Origin of the sequence: Sphingorhabdus sp. (assembly GCF_046596595.1) — a bacterium.
In the GTDB taxonomy this organism is placed as follows: domain Bacteria; phylum Pseudomonadota; class Alphaproteobacteria; order Sphingomonadales; family Sphingomonadaceae; genus Sphingorhabdus_B.
The window spans coordinates 1-19,036 of the sequence record NZ_JBKJMB010000068.1 but is presented as its reverse complement, the minus strand read 5'-3'; the positions used below and the strand labels follow the sequence as shown (position 1 = coordinate 19,036).

The 19,036-nt window shown below is 54.4% G+C and carries 21 protein-coding genes; 11 read left to right on the top strand and 10 right to left on the bottom strand.

Going from position 1 to position 19,036, the window contains the following annotated elements:
- Positions 1-2 precede the first annotated feature (2 nt).
- The gene (locus ACLL9E_RS07325; protein WP_411291085.1) at positions 3-908 is read right to left on the bottom strand and encodes a hydrogen peroxide-inducible genes activator; all 906 of its coding nucleotides are present in this window, start codon (positions 906-908) and stop codon (positions 3-5) included.
- Between the two features lie 157 nt (positions 909-1,065).
- Between ACLL9E_RS07325 and epsC the strand changes: the two genes are divergently transcribed.
- Positions 1,066-1,803, top strand: a complete 738-nt coding sequence (epsC, locus tag ACLL9E_RS07320; RefSeq protein WP_411291084.1) for a serine O-acetyltransferase EpsC — start codon at positions 1,066-1,068, stop codon at positions 1,801-1,803.
- On the top strand, positions 1,800-2,144 hold the full coding sequence (locus ACLL9E_RS07315; RefSeq protein WP_411291083.1) for a DUF2794 domain-containing protein: 345 nt from the start codon (positions 1,800-1,802) through the stop codon (positions 2,142-2,144). Before epsC ends, ACLL9E_RS07315 begins: the two co-directional genes overlap by 4 nt.
- 47 nt (positions 2,145-2,191) lie before the next feature.
- Here ACLL9E_RS07315 and ACLL9E_RS07310 read toward each other — a convergent pair whose 3' ends face one another.
- Positions 2,192-3,094 (bottom strand): SDR family oxidoreductase, encoded by a 903-nt coding sequence (locus ACLL9E_RS07310; protein ID WP_411291082.1) that lies wholly within the window; start codon positions 3,092-3,094, stop codon positions 2,192-2,194.
- Between the two features lie 187 nt (positions 3,095-3,281).
- On the opposite strand from ACLL9E_RS07310, the gene ACLL9E_RS07305 reads away from it, so the two are divergent.
- Positions 3,282-4,529 (top strand): OprO/OprP family phosphate-selective porin, encoded by a 1,248-nt coding sequence (locus tag ACLL9E_RS07305; protein ID WP_411291081.1) that lies wholly within the window; start codon positions 3,282-3,284, stop codon positions 4,527-4,529.
- Here ACLL9E_RS07305 and phoB read toward each other — a convergent pair.
- The 8 genes from phoB to ACLL9E_RS07265 form a co-directional block, all read right to left on the bottom strand.
- Positions 4,526-5,221, bottom strand: coding sequence for a phosphate regulon transcriptional regulator PhoB (gene phoB / locus ACLL9E_RS07300; RefSeq protein ID WP_295491557.1), 696 nt, complete (start codon positions 5,219-5,221; stop codon positions 4,526-4,528). The genes ACLL9E_RS07305 and phoB overlap by 4 nt on opposite strands.
- Before the next feature lie 13 nt (positions 5,222-5,234).
- Positions 5,235-5,906, bottom strand: coding sequence for a phosphate signaling complex protein PhoU (phoU, locus tag ACLL9E_RS07295; protein ID WP_411291080.1), 672 nt, complete (start codon positions 5,904-5,906; stop codon positions 5,235-5,237).
- A gap of 11 nt (positions 5,907-5,917) precedes the next feature.
- Positions 5,918-6,691: a phosphate ABC transporter ATP-binding protein PstB gene (pstB, locus tag ACLL9E_RS07290; RefSeq protein WP_411291079.1), complete on the bottom strand. Its 774-nt coding sequence runs from the start codon at positions 6,689-6,691 to the stop codon at positions 5,918-5,920.
- Positions 6,692-6,715: 24 nt separating this feature from the next.
- On the bottom strand, positions 6,716-7,978 hold the full coding sequence (pstA, locus tag ACLL9E_RS07285; RefSeq protein ID WP_411291078.1) for a phosphate ABC transporter permease PstA: 1,263 nt from the start codon (positions 7,976-7,978) through the stop codon (positions 6,716-6,718).
- Entirely contained in the window at positions 7,971-9,359 is a 1,389-nt protein-coding gene (gene pstC / locus ACLL9E_RS07280) for a phosphate ABC transporter permease subunit PstC (RefSeq protein ID WP_411291077.1), read from the bottom strand. Before pstC ends, pstA begins: the two co-directional genes overlap by 8 nt.
- Before the next feature lie 126 nt (positions 9,360-9,485).
- Positions 9,486-10,538 (bottom strand): substrate-binding domain-containing protein, encoded by a 1,053-nt coding sequence (locus ACLL9E_RS07275; RefSeq protein ID WP_411291076.1) that lies wholly within the window; start codon positions 10,536-10,538, stop codon positions 9,486-9,488.
- A gap of 107 nt (positions 10,539-10,645) precedes the next feature.
- Positions 10,646-11,863, bottom strand: a complete 1,218-nt coding sequence (locus tag ACLL9E_RS07270; protein WP_411291075.1) for an ATP-binding protein — start codon at positions 11,861-11,863, stop codon at positions 10,646-10,648.
- A 183-nt stretch (positions 11,864-12,046) separates the two neighbouring features.
- The gene (locus ACLL9E_RS07265; protein ID WP_411291074.1) at positions 12,047-12,733 is read right to left on the bottom strand and encodes an HAD-IA family hydrolase; all 687 of its coding nucleotides are present in this window, start codon (positions 12,731-12,733) and stop codon (positions 12,047-12,049) included.
- Positions 12,734-12,794: 61 nt separating this feature from the next.
- Here ACLL9E_RS07265 and glmU point away from each other — a divergent pair, with 61 nt between their 5' ends.
- From glmU to ACLL9E_RS07225, 8 genes are all read left to right on the top strand, one after another.
- Complete coding sequence (gene glmU / locus ACLL9E_RS07260; protein ID WP_411291073.1) at positions 12,795-14,138, top strand: bifunctional UDP-N-acetylglucosamine diphosphorylase/glucosamine-1-phosphate N-acetyltransferase GlmU; 1,344 nt, start codon at positions 12,795-12,797, stop codon at positions 14,136-14,138.
- 1 nt (position 14,139) lies between these two features.
- The gene (locus tag ACLL9E_RS07255) at positions 14,140-14,742 is read left to right on the top strand and encodes a hypothetical protein (protein WP_411291072.1); all 603 of its coding nucleotides are present in this window, start codon (positions 14,140-14,142) and stop codon (positions 14,740-14,742) included.
- 41 nt (positions 14,743-14,783) lie between these two features.
- Positions 14,784-15,056: a ribbon-helix-helix protein, CopG family gene (locus tag ACLL9E_RS07250; protein ID WP_411291071.1), complete on the top strand. Its 273-nt coding sequence runs from the start codon at positions 14,784-14,786 to the stop codon at positions 15,054-15,056.
- Positions 15,053-15,436 (top strand): type II toxin-antitoxin system VapC family toxin, encoded by a 384-nt coding sequence (locus ACLL9E_RS07245; RefSeq protein WP_411291070.1) that lies wholly within the window; start codon positions 15,053-15,055, stop codon positions 15,434-15,436. The genes ACLL9E_RS07250 and ACLL9E_RS07245 overlap by 4 nt, the downstream gene beginning before the upstream one ends.
- Positions 15,437-17,260, top strand: coding sequence for a glutamine--fructose-6-phosphate transaminase (isomerizing) (gene glmS / locus ACLL9E_RS07240; RefSeq protein WP_411291069.1), 1,824 nt, complete (start codon positions 15,437-15,439; stop codon positions 17,258-17,260).
- 145 nt (positions 17,261-17,405) lie between these two features.
- Positions 17,406-18,332, top strand: a complete 927-nt coding sequence (locus tag ACLL9E_RS07235; RefSeq protein WP_411291068.1) for a division plane positioning ATPase MipZ — start codon at positions 17,406-17,408, stop codon at positions 18,330-18,332.
- 41 nt (positions 18,333-18,373) lie between these two features.
- Entirely contained in the window at positions 18,374-18,589 is a 216-nt protein-coding gene (locus tag ACLL9E_RS07230; protein WP_411291067.1) for a hypothetical protein, read from the top strand.
- Positions 18,590-18,770: 181 nt separating this feature from the next.
- Positions 18,771-19,036: alternative oxidase (locus ACLL9E_RS07225; protein WP_411291066.1), on the top strand; the 266-nt coding region annotated here is incomplete at its 3' end.

Here is a 19,036-nt window from a genome sequence, read left to right as displayed (position 1 = left end):
ATTCAGCCAAGGTGCAGACCCCGCAAGGCGGCTGCAAGCAACTCGAATTCTTCCCGGCGCGGACTGTTGGTACGCCAAACCAGAGCAATCTCACGCGATGCATGGTCGGCATTAAGCGGACGCGCCTGAACATCAGTACCGTTCAAAAGGCCTGCCTTGACCGCCATTTCGGGTATGATCGTCAGGCCAAGGCCATTGTCGACCATTTGCACCAGCGTGTGCAAAGACGTTCCAAGCATGGTTGCAAATGCGCGCATCTCGGGCCGGTTGCAGGCGGCAAGCGCATGGTCTTTCAGGCAGTGACCGTCGACAAGCAAAAGCAGGCGGCTTTCGTCGATCAGTTCGGGCTTAATGCTTTCGGGCGGGTCGCGCGGGTCATCTTTTGGAAACGCAACAAACAGACGGTCGTCGAACAGCGTCGCCTTTTCGACATCACCCGCCGCAAACGGGAGCGCCAAGAGGACGCAATCCACCTGTCCATGATGCAAAGCTTCGATTGCAGCGGCGCTCGCTTCCTCGCGCAGGTACAATTTGAGGTCTGGATATTGCTTGCGCAAAGCTGGCAATAATTTGGGCAACAAAAATGGCGCAATTGTGGGAATGACGCTCATCCGCAGATCATCGGCGAGTGGCTTACCCGCGGAACGCGCCATTTCGGCGAGTTCTTCGGCTTCGCGCAGGATCCGATGTGCCTTTGCTACCATCTTGTTACCGAGCGGCGTAAAGCGGACTACGCGGCGCGTGCGCTCGACCAGCATAAGGCCGAGCAGCGATTCAAGTTCACGAATGCCGGCTGAAAGCGTCGATTGCGTAACGAAGCAAGCCTCGGCAGCTTTGCCAAAATGGCCATGCTCTTGTAGTGCAACGAGATATTGAAGCTGCTTTAACGTCGGTAAGTATGTGCTCATATATCGACCTTATGCGTTAATTCATCGCGTATAATCGTTTTTGTCACTGTTTCTACAGATATTTGTTACAAATAGCCAAGCTTGGCTGGAAAAACCGGCGTGAAAGTCTTAACTTGGAAAATATCGACCAGTCCCGCACAGGACAGCAAGGTGTAACATGTTCATTTCTAACCTTATCGACTATCTCGACTCCATCAAAGAACGCGATCCGGCGCCTCGCTCGCGATGGGAGGTGTTGCTATATCCAGGCGTCTGGGCAGTCGGCTATCATCGCGTCGCGCACTGGCTGTTTTTGGGCCATATGTATTTCCTTGCGCGGCTGGTAAACCACTTCGCCCGTTTCGTGACCGGCATCGACATTCATCCCGGGGCAAAAATTGGCAGCAATTTTTTCCTCGACCATGGATTTAGCGTCATCGGCGAAACTGCGGAAATTGGCGACAACGTCACCATGTACCAGAATGTCACCTTGGGCGGCACCAACCCGACCAGCGGCATGGGCGGAAAACGACATCCGACGATTATGAACGACGCCATTATCGGCTCTGGCGCACAGATACTTGGCCCGATTACCGTTGGCGCGCGTGCGCGCATTGGTGCAGCAGCAGTGGTAACCGACGACGTGCCCGCTGGTGCGACGATGATTGGCCAGAAGGCCCGCTCGACGCTCGTGAAGGCCGAGACATATGCGCGCGATTTTATGCCTTACGGGACGCCATGCCGGGAGATGTTTGATCCTGCGACTCAGACACTCGAGATCATGCAATGTGAAATTGAATCTTTGCGCAAAAAAATTGCGGAGCTCATGTTGGAACGCGATGCTGCGAAAGATACGGCTGATGTCGATACCGCGCCCGCCAAACGGCCACCAGCCAAAAGAAGCAAAGCCAGTTGAGCGCTATTATTACGCCATTTCCTGGCATCAATCGACAAAATCAGGTCGGCTTTGACAAGAATGAACTGACTCAGATCCTGAACCTATATGGGCGGATGGTCGCAGCCGGAAACTGGCGGGACTACGCCATAGACATGGGCCGCGATGCCGCCGTGTTCAGCATGTTCAGACGTGCGACCGAACGCCCCGAATATCGCATCGAGAAACGCCCAGCACTGCGAAACCGGCAAGGCATGTGGGCCTTGGTCGGCGAAGGCGGAGCAATTTTGAAACGCGGCCACGACCTTGGCCCAATATTGGCTCCGGTCGAACGCAAGTTGATGAAGCTAGTCGAGGTTTAAGAAAGCCCGATCTTTGGCCGGGCTTCCTCGACAGGTTTCCGAACAGATCAGCCGAGCGCCTGCAACGCCTTCATGACTGCGATGGATTGCTCGCCGCCGGACTGTGGCACGGTCTCGCCGGTGCGATCGATAATCTTATCCCACGCAGCGGCAAAGCCTTCTACGGTCCGGTCGTCCTGGCGCAATGCAACGCCGGGTGTCATCGTGACATAGGCCGCATGATAGCCGCCACCGCCGGCGCCAATAATCATATTGGTCGGCGCGTTTTCGCTGACCAAATACAACGCGGCAGGGACGACATTTTGCGGTGTGAATTGTTCGAACAACCCTTCAGGGAAAATGTCTTCGGTCATGCGGGTACCTGCAACTGGGGCAAGCGTGTTGACGCGCACATTATATTTTGCGCCTTCGAGGTGAAGCGTCTTGGTGAAGCCAGCCAGCCCAAGTTTTGCCGCGCCATAATTGGCTTGGCCAAAGTTTCCGTATAGGCCGGTCGAAGATGTCGTCATCAGGATACGGCCGTAAGCTTGCTCACGCATTGTGTCCCACACGGCCTTTGTGCAGTTGGCCGAACCCATGACATGGACTTGAAGCACCAGATCGAAATCGGGCATGTCCATCTTCGCAAAACTCTTGTCGCGCAGGATACCGGCATTGTTGATCAAGATGTGCACGCCGCCAAACGCCTCTTTCGCCTTGGCAACCATTTCGACCATTTGGTCATATTCGGTGACGCTGCCACCATTGGCCATGGCTTCGCCGCCAGCGGCTTTGATTTCCTCTACAACCTGAGCAGCGGCGTCGGATGTACCCGTGCCATCGCGTGCGCCACCCAAATCGTTGACCACAACTTTTGCGCCACGCTTGGCAAGTTCAAGTGCATAGGCCTTGCCCAATCCACCCCCTGCGCCCGTCACGATTGCGACTTTATCTTTAAAACTGATGGTCATAGTCTATCTCCGTAATCACAAGCGGATTGAACCGCCAAATGCTGCCGAGCCTTGGCATGGCGGTTCACTTGACGCAAGCGTAAAGCGGGGAGTCCCGCATAGTCACAAAAAAGAAACTTATTTGTCACATTTTAGTCATTAAATTGCTTTCTAGGCGTCATCTATTGATACTCTCAAGGAAATCGAAATGCGTGCCCGGCATATCACCGCTGTAGTTGCGACATGCACATATCTGATCACTGGCGCGCCCGCGATTGCCCAGTCTGACGATTCCCAGTCTGACGATGAGTCCATTTCTCTGCCCGCTCGGGCCACGCCGGACGCCAAGACGCCTACATCCAAAAAGCCCGAAAGTGCGTCCGATTGGCAAATTCGGCCCCGCTGGCGCGTGCAATATGACGTAGCTAATCTGACCGGACCCGCTGGACTGCCAGGAACAGGTGACTTGCAAGATATCCGGCGCGCACGGGTCGGGGTGGATTTGACAATGCCACATGGCTTGGCCGCACGGCTCGAAACCGAACTAACGACTGACCCGATCGAGTTGACCGATGCCTATCTGCAATGGAGCGACAAACGCTTCAAAGTGATATTGGGTCAGCAAAAGGCCCAACTTCCACTCGACGAGGAAAACAGCAATCTCAACATCAGCTTTCTGGAACGTGCCGCGTTTGTCAGCGCTTTTGGCTATAGCAGACGCACGGGCATTTCGGGGCATTATGTCAAAGGCGATTGGGCAATATCGGGCGGGGTATACACCGACCCACTTATTTTGCTGAATGATGTGGCGACGAACAGCAGTTCTGTTGATCTTCGGACATATTGGTCACCGCAATTTGCCAGCGCGAAATTCCACCTGGGCGCATCATATCACTGGCGCGACTTAAATGACTTCGGAATCGCAACGACACGCTATCGCAGCCGCCCGGCCCTTCGCATCACCGATACGCGCTATATCGGCACACCAGCCCTTGACGTCGAAAAAGAGCAGCGTTTTGGACTGGAGGCTGCCGCCGTGCGTGGCCGGTTCCATGTCGCCGCCGAAGCACATTGGCTGAAGGCTCAACGCGATCGTCTCGATGACCCGACCTTTTTTGGCGCTTATGCCGAAATGGGCGTGTTCCTGACCAAGGACAGTCGACCCCTGAAAGGTGGCCTATTTGGGGCGATCAAGCCACACAAACCTGTGGGTGGCGGTGGCCTAGGCGCGGTGCAACTTAATCTGCGCTACGACCATCTCGACTTAAACAGCGGTAACATTGTAGGCGGCAAACAGGACGGCTATCTGGCCTCGCTCATTTGGACACCAGCAGAAAATTTCCGCCTCATGGGACAATTTGCACAGTTAAACTACTCTGACGCTGCGATCGCGGTTGCTGGAAATCGCAGCTACAGCGTGGACGTCCTGGGGGTTCGCGGCCAGATTTCTTTCTAAACCGCGTCCTGATCCAATGAGTAGCCAGCAGATCGAACTGTGCGAATAATATCGCTATCGAAGCCTTCGTTCAGGGCCTTACGCAGGCGGCGGATGTGAACATCCACGGTGCGGATCTCGATGTCGCTGTCATGGCCCCAAACACTGTCGAGCAGGCGTTCGCGCGAGAACACATGGCCTGGATATTCGAGGAAGTGCTTTAGCAATCGATATTCGGTCGGGCCAAGCGGAACCTGCTTTCCGCCGCGCTTAACCTTGTGCGCCACAGTGTCCATCTCCACGTCGCCGAAACGCAAAGCTTCGCCTGCCAATGCTGGCCGTACACGGCGCAAAACCGCTTTGGCGCGCGCGACAAGTTCGCGCGGTGAGAATGGCTTGGTAACATAATCGTCAGCGCCGATTTCAAGGCCGCGAATTCGATCATCCTCTTCGCCACGCGCTGTCAGCATGATAATTGGGACATTCGCTGTGTTGTCGGATTTGCGTAATTGACGGCAGACCTCGATCCCCGAGAGATTTTCCAGCATCCAATCGAGCAACACGAGGTCAGGCGTGCGCTCTTTGGCCATCAAAAGCGCCTCTTCTCCATCCCCTGTGTGTTGGACATCGAATTCCTCACGCTCGAAATGCCAGCGCACCAGCTCGGCAAGCGCACTGTCGTCTTCAACCAATAGCAATTGCGCCTTGGGCATATATTTCTCCGCTTCAAGCGTCAGGCAGGTTTTCACCCGTTTCGGTAAAATAAATCATTTGCGCGACATTGGTCGTGTGATCGCCGATCCGTTCCAGATTTTTGGCAGTGAACAACAAATGCGCAACCTCTGCTGCATTCTCTGGATTCTTGACGACGTAAGCGACAAAATCGACAAATAGGTCCTTGTTCAATTGATCAACCACATCATCGCGCACGGTAACGGCCCGGGCAAGATCAACGTCCCGTTTCGCATAAGCATCCATGGCGGTGCGGATCATCTCGACGACAATTTCGCCCATTCGGTCCAGTTGGGCCACAGCGTCACTTGGGATTTTGCCGTTCATCTGCGGGACGCGCTTGGCAATATTTTTGGCGTAGTCACCGATCCGTTCAATCACGGCCGACATTTTGAGAGCCGCGATCAGTTCGCGTAAATCATCTGCCATTGGCGCGCGCAGGGCAATCGTGCGGACAACCAATCGCTCAACATCAGTTTCCAGACCGTCGATAATCTTGTCCTCGGCACGGATGATTGTGGCGGCATCGACATCATGCTCGCGCAATGCCTTCATCGCCGAGATCACCGCAGCCTCGGCGCGCGCACCCATTTCGGCAATGAGGCCACGGATTTCATCCATGTCATCGTCAAATGCCGTAATTGTGTGTTTGGTGCCTGTGCTCATATTGCAAATTCCTAACCGTAACGGCCTGTAATATAGTCTTTGGTGCGATCTTCGCGCGGATTGGTAAATATGTCGGACGTCTCACCTGATTCAATCAGATGACCGAGATGGAAAAAGGCAGTGCGTTGCGAAACACGTGCGGCCTGCTGCATATTGTGGGTGACGATGATGATAGCATATTTGCCGCGCAGGTCATGAATGAGCTCCTCAATGCGCGCGGTTGCAATGGGGTCAAGTGCAGAGCAGGGTTCATCCATAAGGATAACTTCAGGATCGACCGCGATGGCGCGGGCAATACACAGACGCTGTTGTTGACCGCCGGACAGCGCCGTGCCGCTTTCGCTCAGCCGGTCCTTTACCTCAGTCCACAATCCTGCCCGCGTTAGCGACTTTTCGACAATCTGGTCCAGCTCGGCTTTTCCGGTCGCAAGCCCATGAATACGGGGGCCATAAGCGACATTATCATAGATGGATTTTGGAAACGGATTAGGCTTTTGAAATACCATGCCAACGCGTGCGCGCAATTGGACGACGTCCATCTCGGACGCATAGATATCCTGACCGTCGAGCATAATTTCGCCTTCGACGCGCGCGCCGGCGATTGTGTCGTTCATTCGGTTCAATGAGCGCAGAAAAGTAGACTTACCGCAGCCTGACGGACCGATAAAGGCAGTCACATGTTCTCGGTCGACATCGATCGACACGTTATTGATTGCTTGCTTATCGCCATAAAAAACATTCACGTTGCGCGTGGATATTTTCGATTTTCCGGGTGTTGCGCCCACATTATCGTCCTTTTTGTTCACACATCACCAACGCGTTTCGAAGCGGTTGCGAAGATAAATGGCCAGTGCATTCATACCCAGCAAGAATATCAGCAACACAATGATTGCGGCACTGGTTTTTTCAACAAAGCCCTGATTCACCTCATCCGACCAGAGATAAATTTGTACAGGCAGCGCAGTCGCCGCGTCGGTAAACCCGTCAGGTGCAGCCGGAATAAAGGCGCGCATGCCAATCATCAGCAACGGCGCTGTCTCACCCAATGCGCGCGCCATTCCGATGATGGTTCCTGTCAATATGCCGGGAAGCGCAAGCGGAAGGACATGATGGAAAACAACCTGCACGGGGGACGCGCCAATGCCTAACGCAGCCTCACGTATTGAAGGCGGCACCGATTTCACCGCGTTGCGACCAGCAATAACGATTACAGGCATCGTCATCAGCGCGAGCGTGAGGCCACCAACCAGTGCCGATGATCGCGGCATTCCCAACAAAGTCAGGAATACAGCAAGACCCAAAAGCCCGAAGATGATGGACGGGACGGCTGCAAGATTGTTGATCGACACTTCAATGATATCTGTCAGCTTGTTCTTGGATGCATATTCTTCAAGGTACAAAGCAGCAAACACGCCAATTGGAAATGCCAGCAAAAAGGTAATCGCCATAGTCATCAGCGATCCCTTGAACGCCGCCCAGATGCCAACGGCCGAGGGGTCCGTTGCGTCTGCGCCAGTCAGGAACGTCCAGTTGAAGCCAGTATGAAGGGCATCTTTCTGCGACAACAGAGCGACCGTTTTTTCTGCCACTGGTTCGCCGCTTCGTTTGAATGCAATGTCCAGTCGCGAGTCCACGGGAAGCCACAATGTCTGCTTTGACGCAATCAGATCGGGATTTTCCATCAGCATTTGCCGCACATTGCCTGCTGCGCCCGATGTCAAAAGGCCCTCGCTAAGGTCGCCATATTGTTGTCCAACGGCAAGCTCCACAAGGCCGGGAAGGTCCATGGAATTGAGCGCAGCGTCGGCATTCGGTCCAGTGATAGAGGCTGCTGTCGTACCCGAGGTCAAAGCCGGAAAATCGAATTCGACAGCAATTTCGGTACGTTGAAAACCGCGCAGTCCCTGGCCAAGCATCGTGAACAATAAGAAGGCAAGGAACAATGTGGACAAGGCAACGGCAACAAAGCCCATCGCCTTGAATCGGCGTTCCTGGGCATAGCGCTTTGCAATGCGCTTCTGCATGATTTGCCCGTTCCAGTCGGTCGGGACAGGTTCGATGACGTTACTCATATGCTTCCCGATATTTTTTCACGACCCGCAATGCGACATAATTTAGGAAGAATGTCGTTACGAACAATGCCAAACCCAGCGCAAATGCCGCAAGTGTATGTGGGCTACCGAAGTCCTGGTCTCCCGTTAAAAGCGCAACGATCTGCACTGTCACTGTGGTAATTGTGTCAAAGGGATTGGCGGTTAGATTGGCGGTATAACCAGCGGCCATGACCACAATCATCGTTTCGCCAATGGCGCGGCTGACCGCCAGCAAAACGCCGCCGACAACCCCCGGAAGTGCCGCAGGCAGCAAGACCTTCTTAATGGTTTCGCTCTTTGTTGCACCCATCGCAAGGCTGCCGTCGCGCATGGCGCTTGGCACTGCGGCAATACTGTCGTCGGACATGGACGATACCAGAGGTATGATCATGACGCCCATCACGATGCCCGCGGCCAAAGCATTATCGGAAGCGGCGTTGCTGACGCCAAGCATGACCGCAAAGTCGCGTACCGCCGGCGCCACCGTAAGCGCTGCGAAATATCCGTAAACCACCGTAGGAACACCCGCGAGAATCTCGAGGATTGGCTTCATCCATTTGCGGACTGTTGACGACGCATATTGGGTGAGGAAAATTGCGCTCATCAAGCCAAGTGGAATCGCAACAAGCATGGCAATAATTGCGCCGATAAATATCGTTCCCCAAAATAACGGGATCGCGCCATAGCCATTGTAAGCGCCCGGCGTGACAACAGATTTGGGATTCCAGTCGGTACCAAACAGAAATTCAAACGGCGAAACCATCGAGAAGAAACGCCAGGATTCAAATATCAACGAAGCAAAGATGCCTAGCGTAATTAATATGGCGATCAGCGACGCTGACAAAAGCCCAAACATAACGACCCGCTCAACTTTGCTTCGCGCCCGAAAGTCGGGTTTTAGCCGTGTAAATGCAAAGGCCCCGCCTGCAAAAAGCAGCAATAACGTGGCTGCGACGCCAAGCCATTTATAATATGACAGAGCGTTTTTGTATAAGGGTACCAACGCCTCGCTCTGGTCCTGAAACGCGGTTGCCTGAAATCCTTGCGCAATCGCGCGTGCCTCAGACAGTACCGCAGCCCGGGCAAAGCTATCTTGCGGAAGATCCGCAGCCGCAGGCGCGGACAACACCATGTCGGTAACCAACGAAGGCGAAACGGATTGCCATATGAACATGAACGCCAGGGCTGGAGCGATAGCACAGATCGCAACAAACCAGCCATGGTAATAAGGCAGGCTGTTGACCGTGCCGCGAGGTCCGCCCTTTGCGCTCCGGACAAAGGCCGCTGCGCGCGCACGTCCAGCAATCCAGCCGATCAGGCCCAGACCGAGGACAAGAAAGAGCAACGCCGTTCCGGTCATAAACTTAACCTGCCCCCCTGGACGAAAAGAACCGAAATCTGTTTAAATCCAGAGCCGGAAAACAGCTTGGGCCTGGATCAGACATAGATTCGACCCAAGCCCATAGACGCCATCATTGTTGCAGTTTTATTTCAAATCCGCACCCGTCATTGCGTTGAGGCCGCTGGCAGCATCCAATGCGGTTTTATAATCCGCTTCAGTTGACGCAATCATCCCCAATTTTGTCAGATATCCCCCTGCCGTGCCGCCCTTGAGGAATTCCAGAACAAAGTCCTTGATACCCGGAATTTTATCGACGTGTGCCTTTTTGATATAGATAAACATCTTGCGCGCACCGGGGTAGCTCCCGTCCGAAATTGTTGCGACGGTGGGGCTGACACCATTCATGGCAATGCCGTGCACCTTGGACGCATTTTCTTCCATGTAGCTGTAACCGAAAATCCCGATCATGTTCGGGTTCGACCCAAGTTTTTGCACGATCAAATTGTCGTTTTCGCCCTGCTCCTTGAATGCACCATCGGTGCGGATTTCGGTGCAGATTGCCTTGTATTTATCTTCGTCGGTATCCTTCAAAGCCTTCATAGCGGCATCAGTTTTGCAGCCAACTTCCATAATCAGTTCATGGAATGAATCCCGTGTTCCTGACGTTGTTGGCGGACCGTATACGGAAATAGGCAACTTAGGCAGCGAAGGGTTGACGTCCGACCACAGCTTTGCAGTCTGTGGCTTGCCAAAAGGGTTGGCAGCCAGCGCCTTGTAAACGTCGGCAGTAGTGAGTTCGAATTTGGCTCCCTCATTCGATTCCGCAAGCGCGAGACCGTCAATGCCGACTTGGACTTCAATAATGTCCTTCACGCCATTTTTCTGGCAATTTTCAAATTCGCTCTTTTTCATGCGGCGTGATGCGTTAGCGATGTCGGGGGTGTCCGCGCCGACGCCTTTGCAGAATTGTTCAATCCCGCCACCAGTACCGTTTGATTCCAAAACTGGCGATTTGCGCGATGCATCCGCCTTGGCAAAGGCTTCTGACGCGGCCTTGGCAAAGGGAAATACGGTCGACGAACCCACGATACGGATTTCTTGACGCGAACCGCCAGCGGCACCGCCAGTGCTCGCCTGGTCATTACACGCTGAAAGTGCGAGCGCGCTTATGGCAATAAGCGAAATTTTCTTCATCATATCTGTTGTCCCCGTGATGGAAAAGGTGCGGTATGAACTGCACATAGCGCGCCATTAGACGCCCCACATGGCTGATAAATGACTCTTGTGTTACAAAATTGTGACGGTCAAACTTGCGCAACTGGTAGTAATATCGACACTGTGGTCCCTTTACCCAAGGTACTTCGAATTTCCAGATGGCCACGATGTCGGTCAACAATATGTTTGACGAGGCTCAAACCTAAGCCCGTTCCGCCTACGAGCCGGCTTCTCCCTGAATCGACACGATAAAAGCGCTCTGTGAGCCTGGGAATATGTTCTGGCGCTATACCGTCGCCCACATCGGCCACGGTAAAATTGATCATCGCGCCCGACCGCGACGGCACAAGAGATACAGTTACCGGCGTCCCTGCGCGACCATATTTAAGCGAATTGTTCAAAATGTTGCTCGCCAATTGGCGCAACTGGCCTGCGTCTCCCATGACTGGAGGTACATTCGCCGCAATGTCGACGCTAATGTCGCCACCGCGATCTTTCTGGCTCATTTTGAGCTGGTCCACGGTTTCACTAATGATCTGCGCAAAATCGACTGGCGTTTGCGGCGGGTCATATTTTTCAGCCTCGATCCGGCTTAGCGACATCAAGTCCCGAACCAGCGCTTGCATCCGGTCGGTTTCCTTGGCCATAATCCCCAGAAATCGGCTTCGGGTCGCGGCATCTTCGCCCGCCGCCGGGTCATCGAGTGTTTCAATGAAACCTTTTATTGCTGCGAGCGGGGTAAGCAATTCGTGGCTGGCGTTGGCCACGAAATCGACTCGCATCTTTTCTGCTGCTTGTGTTCCGCTGCGGTCGGCCAGATGGACAATTTTCTGCGCCGGCCCCATGGTTTGGATACGCATGTCCCACAACTGGTTTTTTTGGCCAATACCAGCTAGGCGGATCGGGTGTCCGCTATGTTGCGCATCAGGGTCCGACAGCCGTTCAATCGCGCCGGCGTGCCGAAACGCCATCCGGACATTCTGTCCAACGATATTTCCCCCCAAAAGACGAAGTGCGACTTGATTGGCTGCGGTAACCCGCGCGCTTTCTACCATCAATATGGCATCGGCCGATGCATCGATAAAAGCCTGCAGCTGCGGATGGGAAGTGATGGTTAAGGCTTGGCTGAGTTCAGTGTCGGCGTTGCGTGGGACTTCGGTAATGTTGTCGGAATCATCGTGTGGATCGGCAGCAACGAACAAGGCGATCAGCATCGAGACAAACACGACGAGGACGCGCTCAGCTGTTCCCTCCATTTGGCCAGCGAACAAGGCCCCGACAAAGGCCAGCGCAAACGCCGCTAACATGCGTGGGGATAGCCAGCTGTTCAATGTTTCGTCTTGCCTTCCATGCGCCGAAATTACCGAATTCCGCCTTTAGACATGATGCTGTCGGCGTTCGTAGCTGTAAATGCCGCTGTTACACACAAGCAGCGCCTAGCGAAATACCAGAAGTTCTTTTCCGGCGAGCGCGCGCCTGCAGAACGACGCTCAATGGAGTTCAACGTGGCTGAGGCTGGACAAGGTTGGAATAAGCTCGTCGAAATGATCAATAATGGCGTCGGCACCCATGGCCTCAACAGGTCCATGTAAAAAGCCAAAGCTGACGGCAACGCTCGGTACGCCGGCGTTTTTCGCGGCCATCATGTCGTATATGGAATCGCCGACATAAGCCGCGCGACCGCCACCGCAGCGGTTGATCATTTCGAATATCGGTGCACCGGAAGGCTTGGCATTTTCCTTGCCCAGCGTGTCCGCCCCCAAGATGCAGCCCATGCGATGCGCAAGGTTCAGGTCAGTCAGCAATTTTACAGCAAGGCTTTCAAACTTGTTCGTTACCACTGCGTAGCGCACCCCGATCGCGTCCAATTGTTCCAGCAATGCGAGCGCGCCGTCAAACGGGCGACTGTGCACGGAAACATTGGCTTCGTAATAAGAAAGCATCTGCCGGTAGAGCGGCCTGAAATCTCCTTCGGGGACACCACCTGTTGCCTCAAGGCCCTGTTGCAGCATCAACTTCGCGCCGCCGCCGATATGCTGTTTGACGGCGTCGTTCGACAGCAGCGGCCTGCCGACGCTGTCCAATACATGGTTGACCGCAGCGGTTAAGTCACCACTGGTATCAACTAGTGTGCCATCAAGATCGAAGCCGACAATGTCGAAAGGAAACGTTTTCATATCGTCTCCAATTGGCCGCTAGTTCTGGAAACCGCAACAATTTGCTGGCATGGGAGTGCACATGACTGAATTAGCCGCCATCATCCTCGCCGCCGGCAAGGGCACACGAATGAAATCCGATCTGCACAAAGTGCTGCATCCCATCGCCGGTCGGCCAATGTTGATGCACCTGATGGCCTCGGTGGATGCACTAGGTGCAACCAAGAAGGTTGTCGTCGTTGGCAGCGGTAAGGATCAGCTTGAGGCCGCTGTGGGGGCGTTAGCGGAGCTGGCAGTGCAGGACCCGCAACATGGCACTGGCCACGCCGTACAGCAAGCCCACGGGGCTCTGGCGGGGTTCGACGGCGATGTCCTTATCCTTTATGGCGATGTGCCGTTTGTACCCCCCGCTACCATGCAGGCAATGGTCGCTCGCCTGAATGCTCCGGACGCCCCGGCGGTAGTTGTGCTGGCGTTTGAACCAGAGGACCCCACTGGCTATGGCCGCGTGATCGTCGAGGGTGGCCGCATCGTTAAAATGATCGAGCAGAAAGACGCAACCGACGTCGAAAAGGCTGTCAAATTGTCGAATTCTGGCCTGATGGCAGTCAAGGCGCGTGACCTGTTCCCGCTTTTGGATCGCGTGACAGACGACAATGCGCAAAAGGAATATTATCTCACCGATATCGTGAATATTGCGAATGAAGATGGCCGTTTGTGTGTCGCCGTGACGACTGACCCATTTGACGTCGCTGGCATCAACAGCCGCGCGCAGCTGGCCGAAATGGAGCAAGCATGGCAGCAACGTCGCCGCGTTCGGGCGATGGATGATGGTGCAACGTTGATCGCACCCGAAACTGTCTGGTTTGCCTGGGACACCTCGATTGGCCGTGATGTCCTGATTGAACCCAATGTCTTTTTCGGCCCCGGTGTCAGCATCGCCGACAATGTAAAAATCCGCGCAAACAGCCATATTGAGGGCGCCATAATCGGCGGCGGTTGCGAAGTTGGCCCGTTTGCCCGACTTCGGCCCGGCACGGTGCTCGAAGAATACGCCAAAATTGGCAATTTCGTCGAGACCAAAAAGGCGCATCTGGGCCAAGGTGCGAAGGCCAACCATCTTACCTATCTGGGCGACGCGACAATTGGCGCCGGCGCGAACATCGGGGCAGGGACAATTACCTGCAATTATGACGGCTATTTTAAATATCAGACCGTAATTGGCGAAGGCGCGTTCATCGGTTCAAACAGCGCCCTGATTGCGCCCGTAAAAATCGGACGCGACGCGATTGTGGCCGCTGGCAGCGCCGTATCCCGCGACGTCGCCGACGGCGAACTCCGCATGGTCCGCGCAGAGCAAATGGTTAAGCCCGGCTGGGCAGACCGCTTTCATGATGCGATGCGAAAGAAGAAGGAAGGGAAGTAGGATGGGTTTCCAACACTTTGCTATCGCGCTCTACGTTGTCTTAAGTTTCAGCCCTGTGTACGCTCAAGATGTTGCTCAAACGTCTAGCCACAGCAGTGCAATGGTGGTTCATAATTCGCCAAGCAATATTCCCAATGCTGAAATGCAAGAAATATTTGCGGCAGATCAAGCCATAAGGCTCGATGTTGAAAAGCGGGGTGGATGGATAGCCATCAAAGATGACAGGCAGTTTCAGAAGCGTTGGGAAGAACAAGATGCAGAAAATCTCAAGCGCACGTCAGAATTGCTGGAGAAGGGCGCCCTAAACGCTGGGGTAGATTATTATTACGCCGCATTTATTTTTCAGCACTCAAGCAAGCCAGAGGATTTTCTAAAAGCCCATCATTTGGCGGTGATTTCTATTTCCAAAGGGTATGACGCACGCTGGATTTCATCAGCAACTTTAGACCGATTTTTGCAAGCGGTGGGCCGACAACAAATCTACGGTACTCAATATCGGGCAGATGAAGTCGGTATATATGTCAGGCAGCCGGTTGAACTTGGCATAGTTAATGACGCAGAACGGGCGCAGTTAAACGTCCCGGCCTTATCTGAAGACGAGTGATGAGTTGACATGATATCATGATATGATATCAATATATCATTATGGCTAGATTCCTCGTAGATGTTCCAGTGGACGATGTTCGCAAGTTGGATGAAATCGCAAAGCGCGAAGGCAAATCGCGGGCGGCGGTGTTGCGCGAAGCGGTATCGAATTTTCTGCAGGAAAGTCGCAAAGAGGGTTTCGAAAAATATTTCGGGCTGTGGGAGCGGCACGGCTCAACCGTTGATGGCCTCGAATATGAGCGGCAGTTGCGCGCTGAATGGCCCGACGCTAGCCAGATTGCTCCTCTTAAAAAGAAACGCAGCATTGCGTGAGCGAACGCTTTTTCGATACCAATATTGTGATCGACATGTTGCACAATCGGCCCGCAGCATGGGCAGAGGTGCGCAACGTCACCCGCGCGTGGATCAGTCGGATGACGTGGATTGAGGTTATGTCCGGCGTTCCTGACAACGCATCAACCGAGACTGAAGAATTCTTGCGTCTCTTTGCCATAAGCGAAATTGACGAGGAGATTGCACGACGGGCCGCGGCATTGCGGCACCAGCGCAAGTCATTAAAATCGCCCGACGCCGTCATCCTTGCCTCGGCGCAGGTGTCCGGACGCATTCTGGTTACCCGAAACACCAAGGATTTCCCTGCAGAAATGCCCGGTATCCGAGTCCCCTATAACGTCGAATCGAAAGCAAAATAAATGTGCGGAATTATTGGAATTGTTGGCAAATCGCCTGTCTCGGATCGCTTGGTCGATGGACTGAAGCGTATGGAGTACCGAGGCTATGACAGCGCTGGGGTCTGCACTGTCTTTGAAGGCAAGCTCGTGCGCCGTCGCGCAGAGGGCAAGCTTGCGAACCTCGTCAATGTGCTCAAGACCGATGACGCAGCCGGCAACATCGGTATCGCGCACACACGATGGGCAACGCACGGCGCGCCGACAACGAGCAACGCCCACCCCCACGCCACAGGCGAAGTCGCGTTGGTACACAACGGCATTATCGAGAATTTCAAGCAGCTGCGCGACGAGCTTACCGCGCGCGGGCGAAAGTTTGAAAGCGAAACCGATACGGAAGTTGTTGCGCATTTGGTGTCAGAGCAGGTGGAGGCGGGACATTCTCCTGCCGATGCGGTCAAAGCAGTACTTCCCCGATTGCGCGGTGCCTTTGCGCTGGCGATTGCCTTTCGCGCGTTTCCGGATTTCCTCATTGGCGCACGCCTTGGATCTCCATTGGTGGTGGGCTATGGCGACGGCGAAACCTATTTGGGTTCGGATGCGCTTGCCCTTGCGCCACTGACTCAGAAAATCGCTTATTTGGAGGAGGGCGACTGGGTGATCGTCACGCGCGAAGGCGCGCAGATTTTCGACAAGGACAATAAATCGGTCGAACGCGAAATAACTACTTCAGGCGTGTCTGCTGCTCAAATCGAAAAGGGCAACTACCGCCATTATATGCAGAAAGAGATTTTCGAGCAGCCAACCGTGGTTGCACAAACACTCTCCAGCTATATCCGCCCGCTTGAACAGACCGTTGCGCTGCCCCAGATGGATTTTGACCTGGCGGGTGTGAAGCGCATCACCATCGTTGCATGTGGCACCAGCTTTTACGCAGGTATGGTAGCCAAATATTGGTTCGAAACGTTCGCCCGCGTGCCGGTCGACATCGATGTCGCTTCGGAGTTCCGTTATCGTGATCCAGTTCTGGAAGAAGGTGGACTTGCGCTGTTCATCTCCCAGTCGGGTGAGACTGCGGATACTTTGGCGGCGTTGCGTCACTGCAAGGAAAATGGCCAGACCATTGCGGTGGTCGTCAATGTTCCTACGTCAAGCATGGCGCGTGAGGCGGACCTTTTGCTTCCCACCCATGCCGGCCCCGAAATCGGGGTGGCGTCGACCAAGGCCTTTACCTGCCAGCTTGCCGTGTTGGCAGCGCTCGCTGCGCATCTGGCTTTAGTTAAGGGCAAATTGAGCGCCGAAGAAGAGCGCGAAATTGTTCGCCACCTTATCGAGGCACCGGCAGCGCTCAATGCAGCTTTGGCGCATGATGAAGATATAGCCGCCATGGCGCATCTGATCGCACCAGCAAGGGACGTCCTCTATCTTGGCCGCGGCCCAGATTATCCACTTGCGATGGAAGGCGCGCTGAAGCTGAAAGAGATCAGCTATATTCATGCCGAAGGCTATGCCTCGGGCGAGATGAAGCACGGCCCAATTGCACTTATCGACGAGGCGGTGCCCGTCATCGTCCTTGCGCCAAGCGGGCCGTTATTCGAAAAAACCGTAAGCAACATGCAGGAAGTCCGCGCACGCGGTGGGAAGGTCGTGTTGATTTCCGACGCCGAAGGGATAGCCGAAGCGGGCGAAGGCTGTCTCGCCACAATCGAAATGCCAAGCGTCCATCCGCTGATCGCCCCGTTGGTCTACGCCGTCCCTGTTCAGTTGTTGGCCTATCATGTGGCCTGCGCCAAGGGCACTGATGTCGACCAGCCCCGCAATTTGGCGAAGTCGGTAACAGTGGAGTGAGGCTGAATGAAAGACGTTGAAAGCCGCCGGGCAATTCGCCATCACGTGCATCGCTCGGAGGTCGGATCAATTGCGGTTTTTCTCGCGCTTTAGACGGTATTTTAGTCGACAGAAGCTGCTACCCCCGCCGCCGAGGCGCGAAGCTGTGGCAGCGGAACCTTGGCCCCCTGCGCCTTTGTCTGCGCAGCAGATGCCAGCGTTTGATACCGGTTTTCAGGTGCCGTCCGAGCCCGCGTGGATGAAATATCCCGTGTCGTCGCCCAAAGGTCACATCATTGTTTTTGCCAATGAAAAGGGCGGGGTGGGCAAATCAACTTCGGCATTTCACACCTGCATTGCCCTGTGCAACGCCGGCGAGAGTGTTGCAGCGCTCGATGTCGATCTGAGGCAATTGACACTGCACCGCGCTTTGTGGGCGCGGCTGGAGAGCGCGACCGAATATGGGGTGCGGCTTCCGGGGCCAGAGCAAATTATGCTTGCGCAGCAAAATGAAAGCGAGCTTGAAGAAAAACTTCGCATGGCACGGATCCGGCATAGTTTCATTATTATTGATGTCGGCGGGCATGACTCGCCCATTGCCCGGCGGGCTATTTTCATGGCGGACACGATTGTGACGCCCGTAAATGACAGCTTTATTGACCTCGACATGCTTGGCCGCATCGATCCGCGCAGCGGGGAGTTCAAGACGCTAGGCAATTTCGCGCGGTTGGTGGAGCATTTGAAAGAGCCCGGCCTTGCCTTGCGGCCAAAGCCACTGGACTGGGTTGTGATGCAAAACCGGTCACGTAGCTTGGGCACCAAAAACGAACGTAAGGTGCGTGAAGCGCTCGAAAAAATCGCACCAGTTGCTGGTTTTCGCCTTGTACCCGGTTTGCGGGAGCGGGTGACATATCGCGAGCTGTTTCCGCAGGGACTAACTTTATTCGATTTGGAGGTGCTGCCCGAGCTGGGCCGCATGCAGCCTCAGGCGCGCGAGGAAATCTGGGCGATGCTGCGGGCGCTGCGACTGCCAAGCGATGCGCTTAACCGGGCGATTGCTTTGCCAGATAAAGGGCCAGCACCCGCGGATTAAATTATGATGATTATGTAACAACTTGGGTAACGGAGGGCGTCATGTTTACAGCTTTTGCAGTTTTCGCAATTGTAGTGATGATCATGTTTGGAATTTTTTACCTCAAGGCGCGGTCGACAGAACCTGCCGCCGAGAGCAAGAAAAAGAATCCCGATGATTGTGGTAATGCTGGATTCCCAATGGCATCAATGAGTGCGGGTGACAATTGTAGCCTTGGCGACGCCGCCGGATGCGATGGCGGAGGCGGTGGAGACTAAATCTCGTTTGGCCTCATGAACAGACTCGCGTAAAAATGCGCTAGGCCGTTGTGCAGTTATGCACGCTCCGCTGCTGATACTGCAAGAGTTGCAAAAAAGTAAACTCAGAACAATCTGATTTTGCATTGCCCGAGGTGGGCCAATGGGCGTTAACAGAACACGTCATCATTGGAACAAGCTAATGTCTCACTACAGCGATATTCAATCTACCCATAATAAAGCGGTCGGGTTCTCGGACTGGTTTGCATTGCGCATAACTAAAACGCTCCGCTGGGGCGCCGACACATTTTTTGCCAAGCGATACGGCAATCGTGCGATCGTTTTGGAAACGGTTGCTGGCGTGCCAGGTATGGTCGGGGCGACTTTATCGCATCTGCGTGCGCTTCGGCTGATGCAGGATGACCGCGGCTGGATCCGGACGTTAATGGACGAAGCCGAAAATGAGCG

Coding starts and splice junctions, on each gene's coding strand:
- ACLL9E_RS07325 (WP_411291085.1), bottom strand. CDS start 908: ATGAGCACATACTTACCGACGTTAAAGCAGCTTCAATATCTCGTTGCA.
- epsC (WP_411291084.1), top strand. CDS start 1,066: ATGTTCATTTCTAACCTTATCGACTATCTCGACTCCATCAAAGAACGC.
- ACLL9E_RS07310 (WP_411291082.1), bottom strand. CDS start 3,094: ATGACCATCAGTTTTAAAGATAAAGTCGCAATCGTGACGGGCGCAGGG.
- ACLL9E_RS07305 (WP_411291081.1), top strand. CDS start 3,282: ATGCGTGCCCGGCATATCACCGCTGTAGTTGCGACATGCACATATCTG.
- phoB (WP_295491557.1), bottom strand. CDS start 5,221: ATGCCCAAGGCGCAATTGCTATTGGTTGAAGACGACAGTGCGCTTGCC.
- phoU (WP_411291080.1), bottom strand. CDS start 5,906: ATGAGCACAGGCACCAAACACACAATTACGGCATTTGACGATGACATG.
- pstA (WP_411291078.1), bottom strand. CDS start 7,978: ATGAGTAACGTCATCGAACCTGTCCCGACCGACTGGAACGGGCAAATC.
- pstC (WP_411291077.1), bottom strand. CDS start 9,359: ATGACCGGAACGGCGTTGCTCTTTCTTGTCCTCGGTCTGGGCCTGATC.
- ACLL9E_RS07275 (WP_411291076.1), bottom strand. CDS start 10,538: ATGATGAAGAAAATTTCGCTTATTGCCATAAGCGCGCTCGCACTTTCA.
- ACLL9E_RS07270 (WP_411291075.1), bottom strand. CDS start 11,863: ATGTTAGCGGCGTTTGCGCTGGCCTTTGTCGGGGCCTTGTTCGCTGGC.
- ACLL9E_RS07265 (WP_411291074.1), bottom strand. CDS start 12,733: ATGAAAACGTTTCCTTTCGACATTGTCGGCTTCGATCTTGATGGCACA.
- glmU (WP_411291073.1), top strand. CDS start 12,795: ATGACTGAATTAGCCGCCATCATCCTCGCCGCCGGCAAGGGCACACGA.
- ACLL9E_RS07255 (WP_411291072.1), top strand. CDS start 14,140: ATGGGTTTCCAACACTTTGCTATCGCGCTCTACGTTGTCTTAAGTTTC.
- ACLL9E_RS07250 (WP_411291071.1), top strand. CDS start 14,784: ATGGCTAGATTCCTCGTAGATGTTCCAGTGGACGATGTTCGCAAGTTG.
- glmS (WP_411291069.1), top strand. CDS start 15,437: ATGTGCGGAATTATTGGAATTGTTGGCAAATCGCCTGTCTCGGATCGC.
- ACLL9E_RS07230 (WP_411291067.1), top strand. CDS start 18,374: ATGTTTACAGCTTTTGCAGTTTTCGCAATTGTAGTGATGATCATGTTT.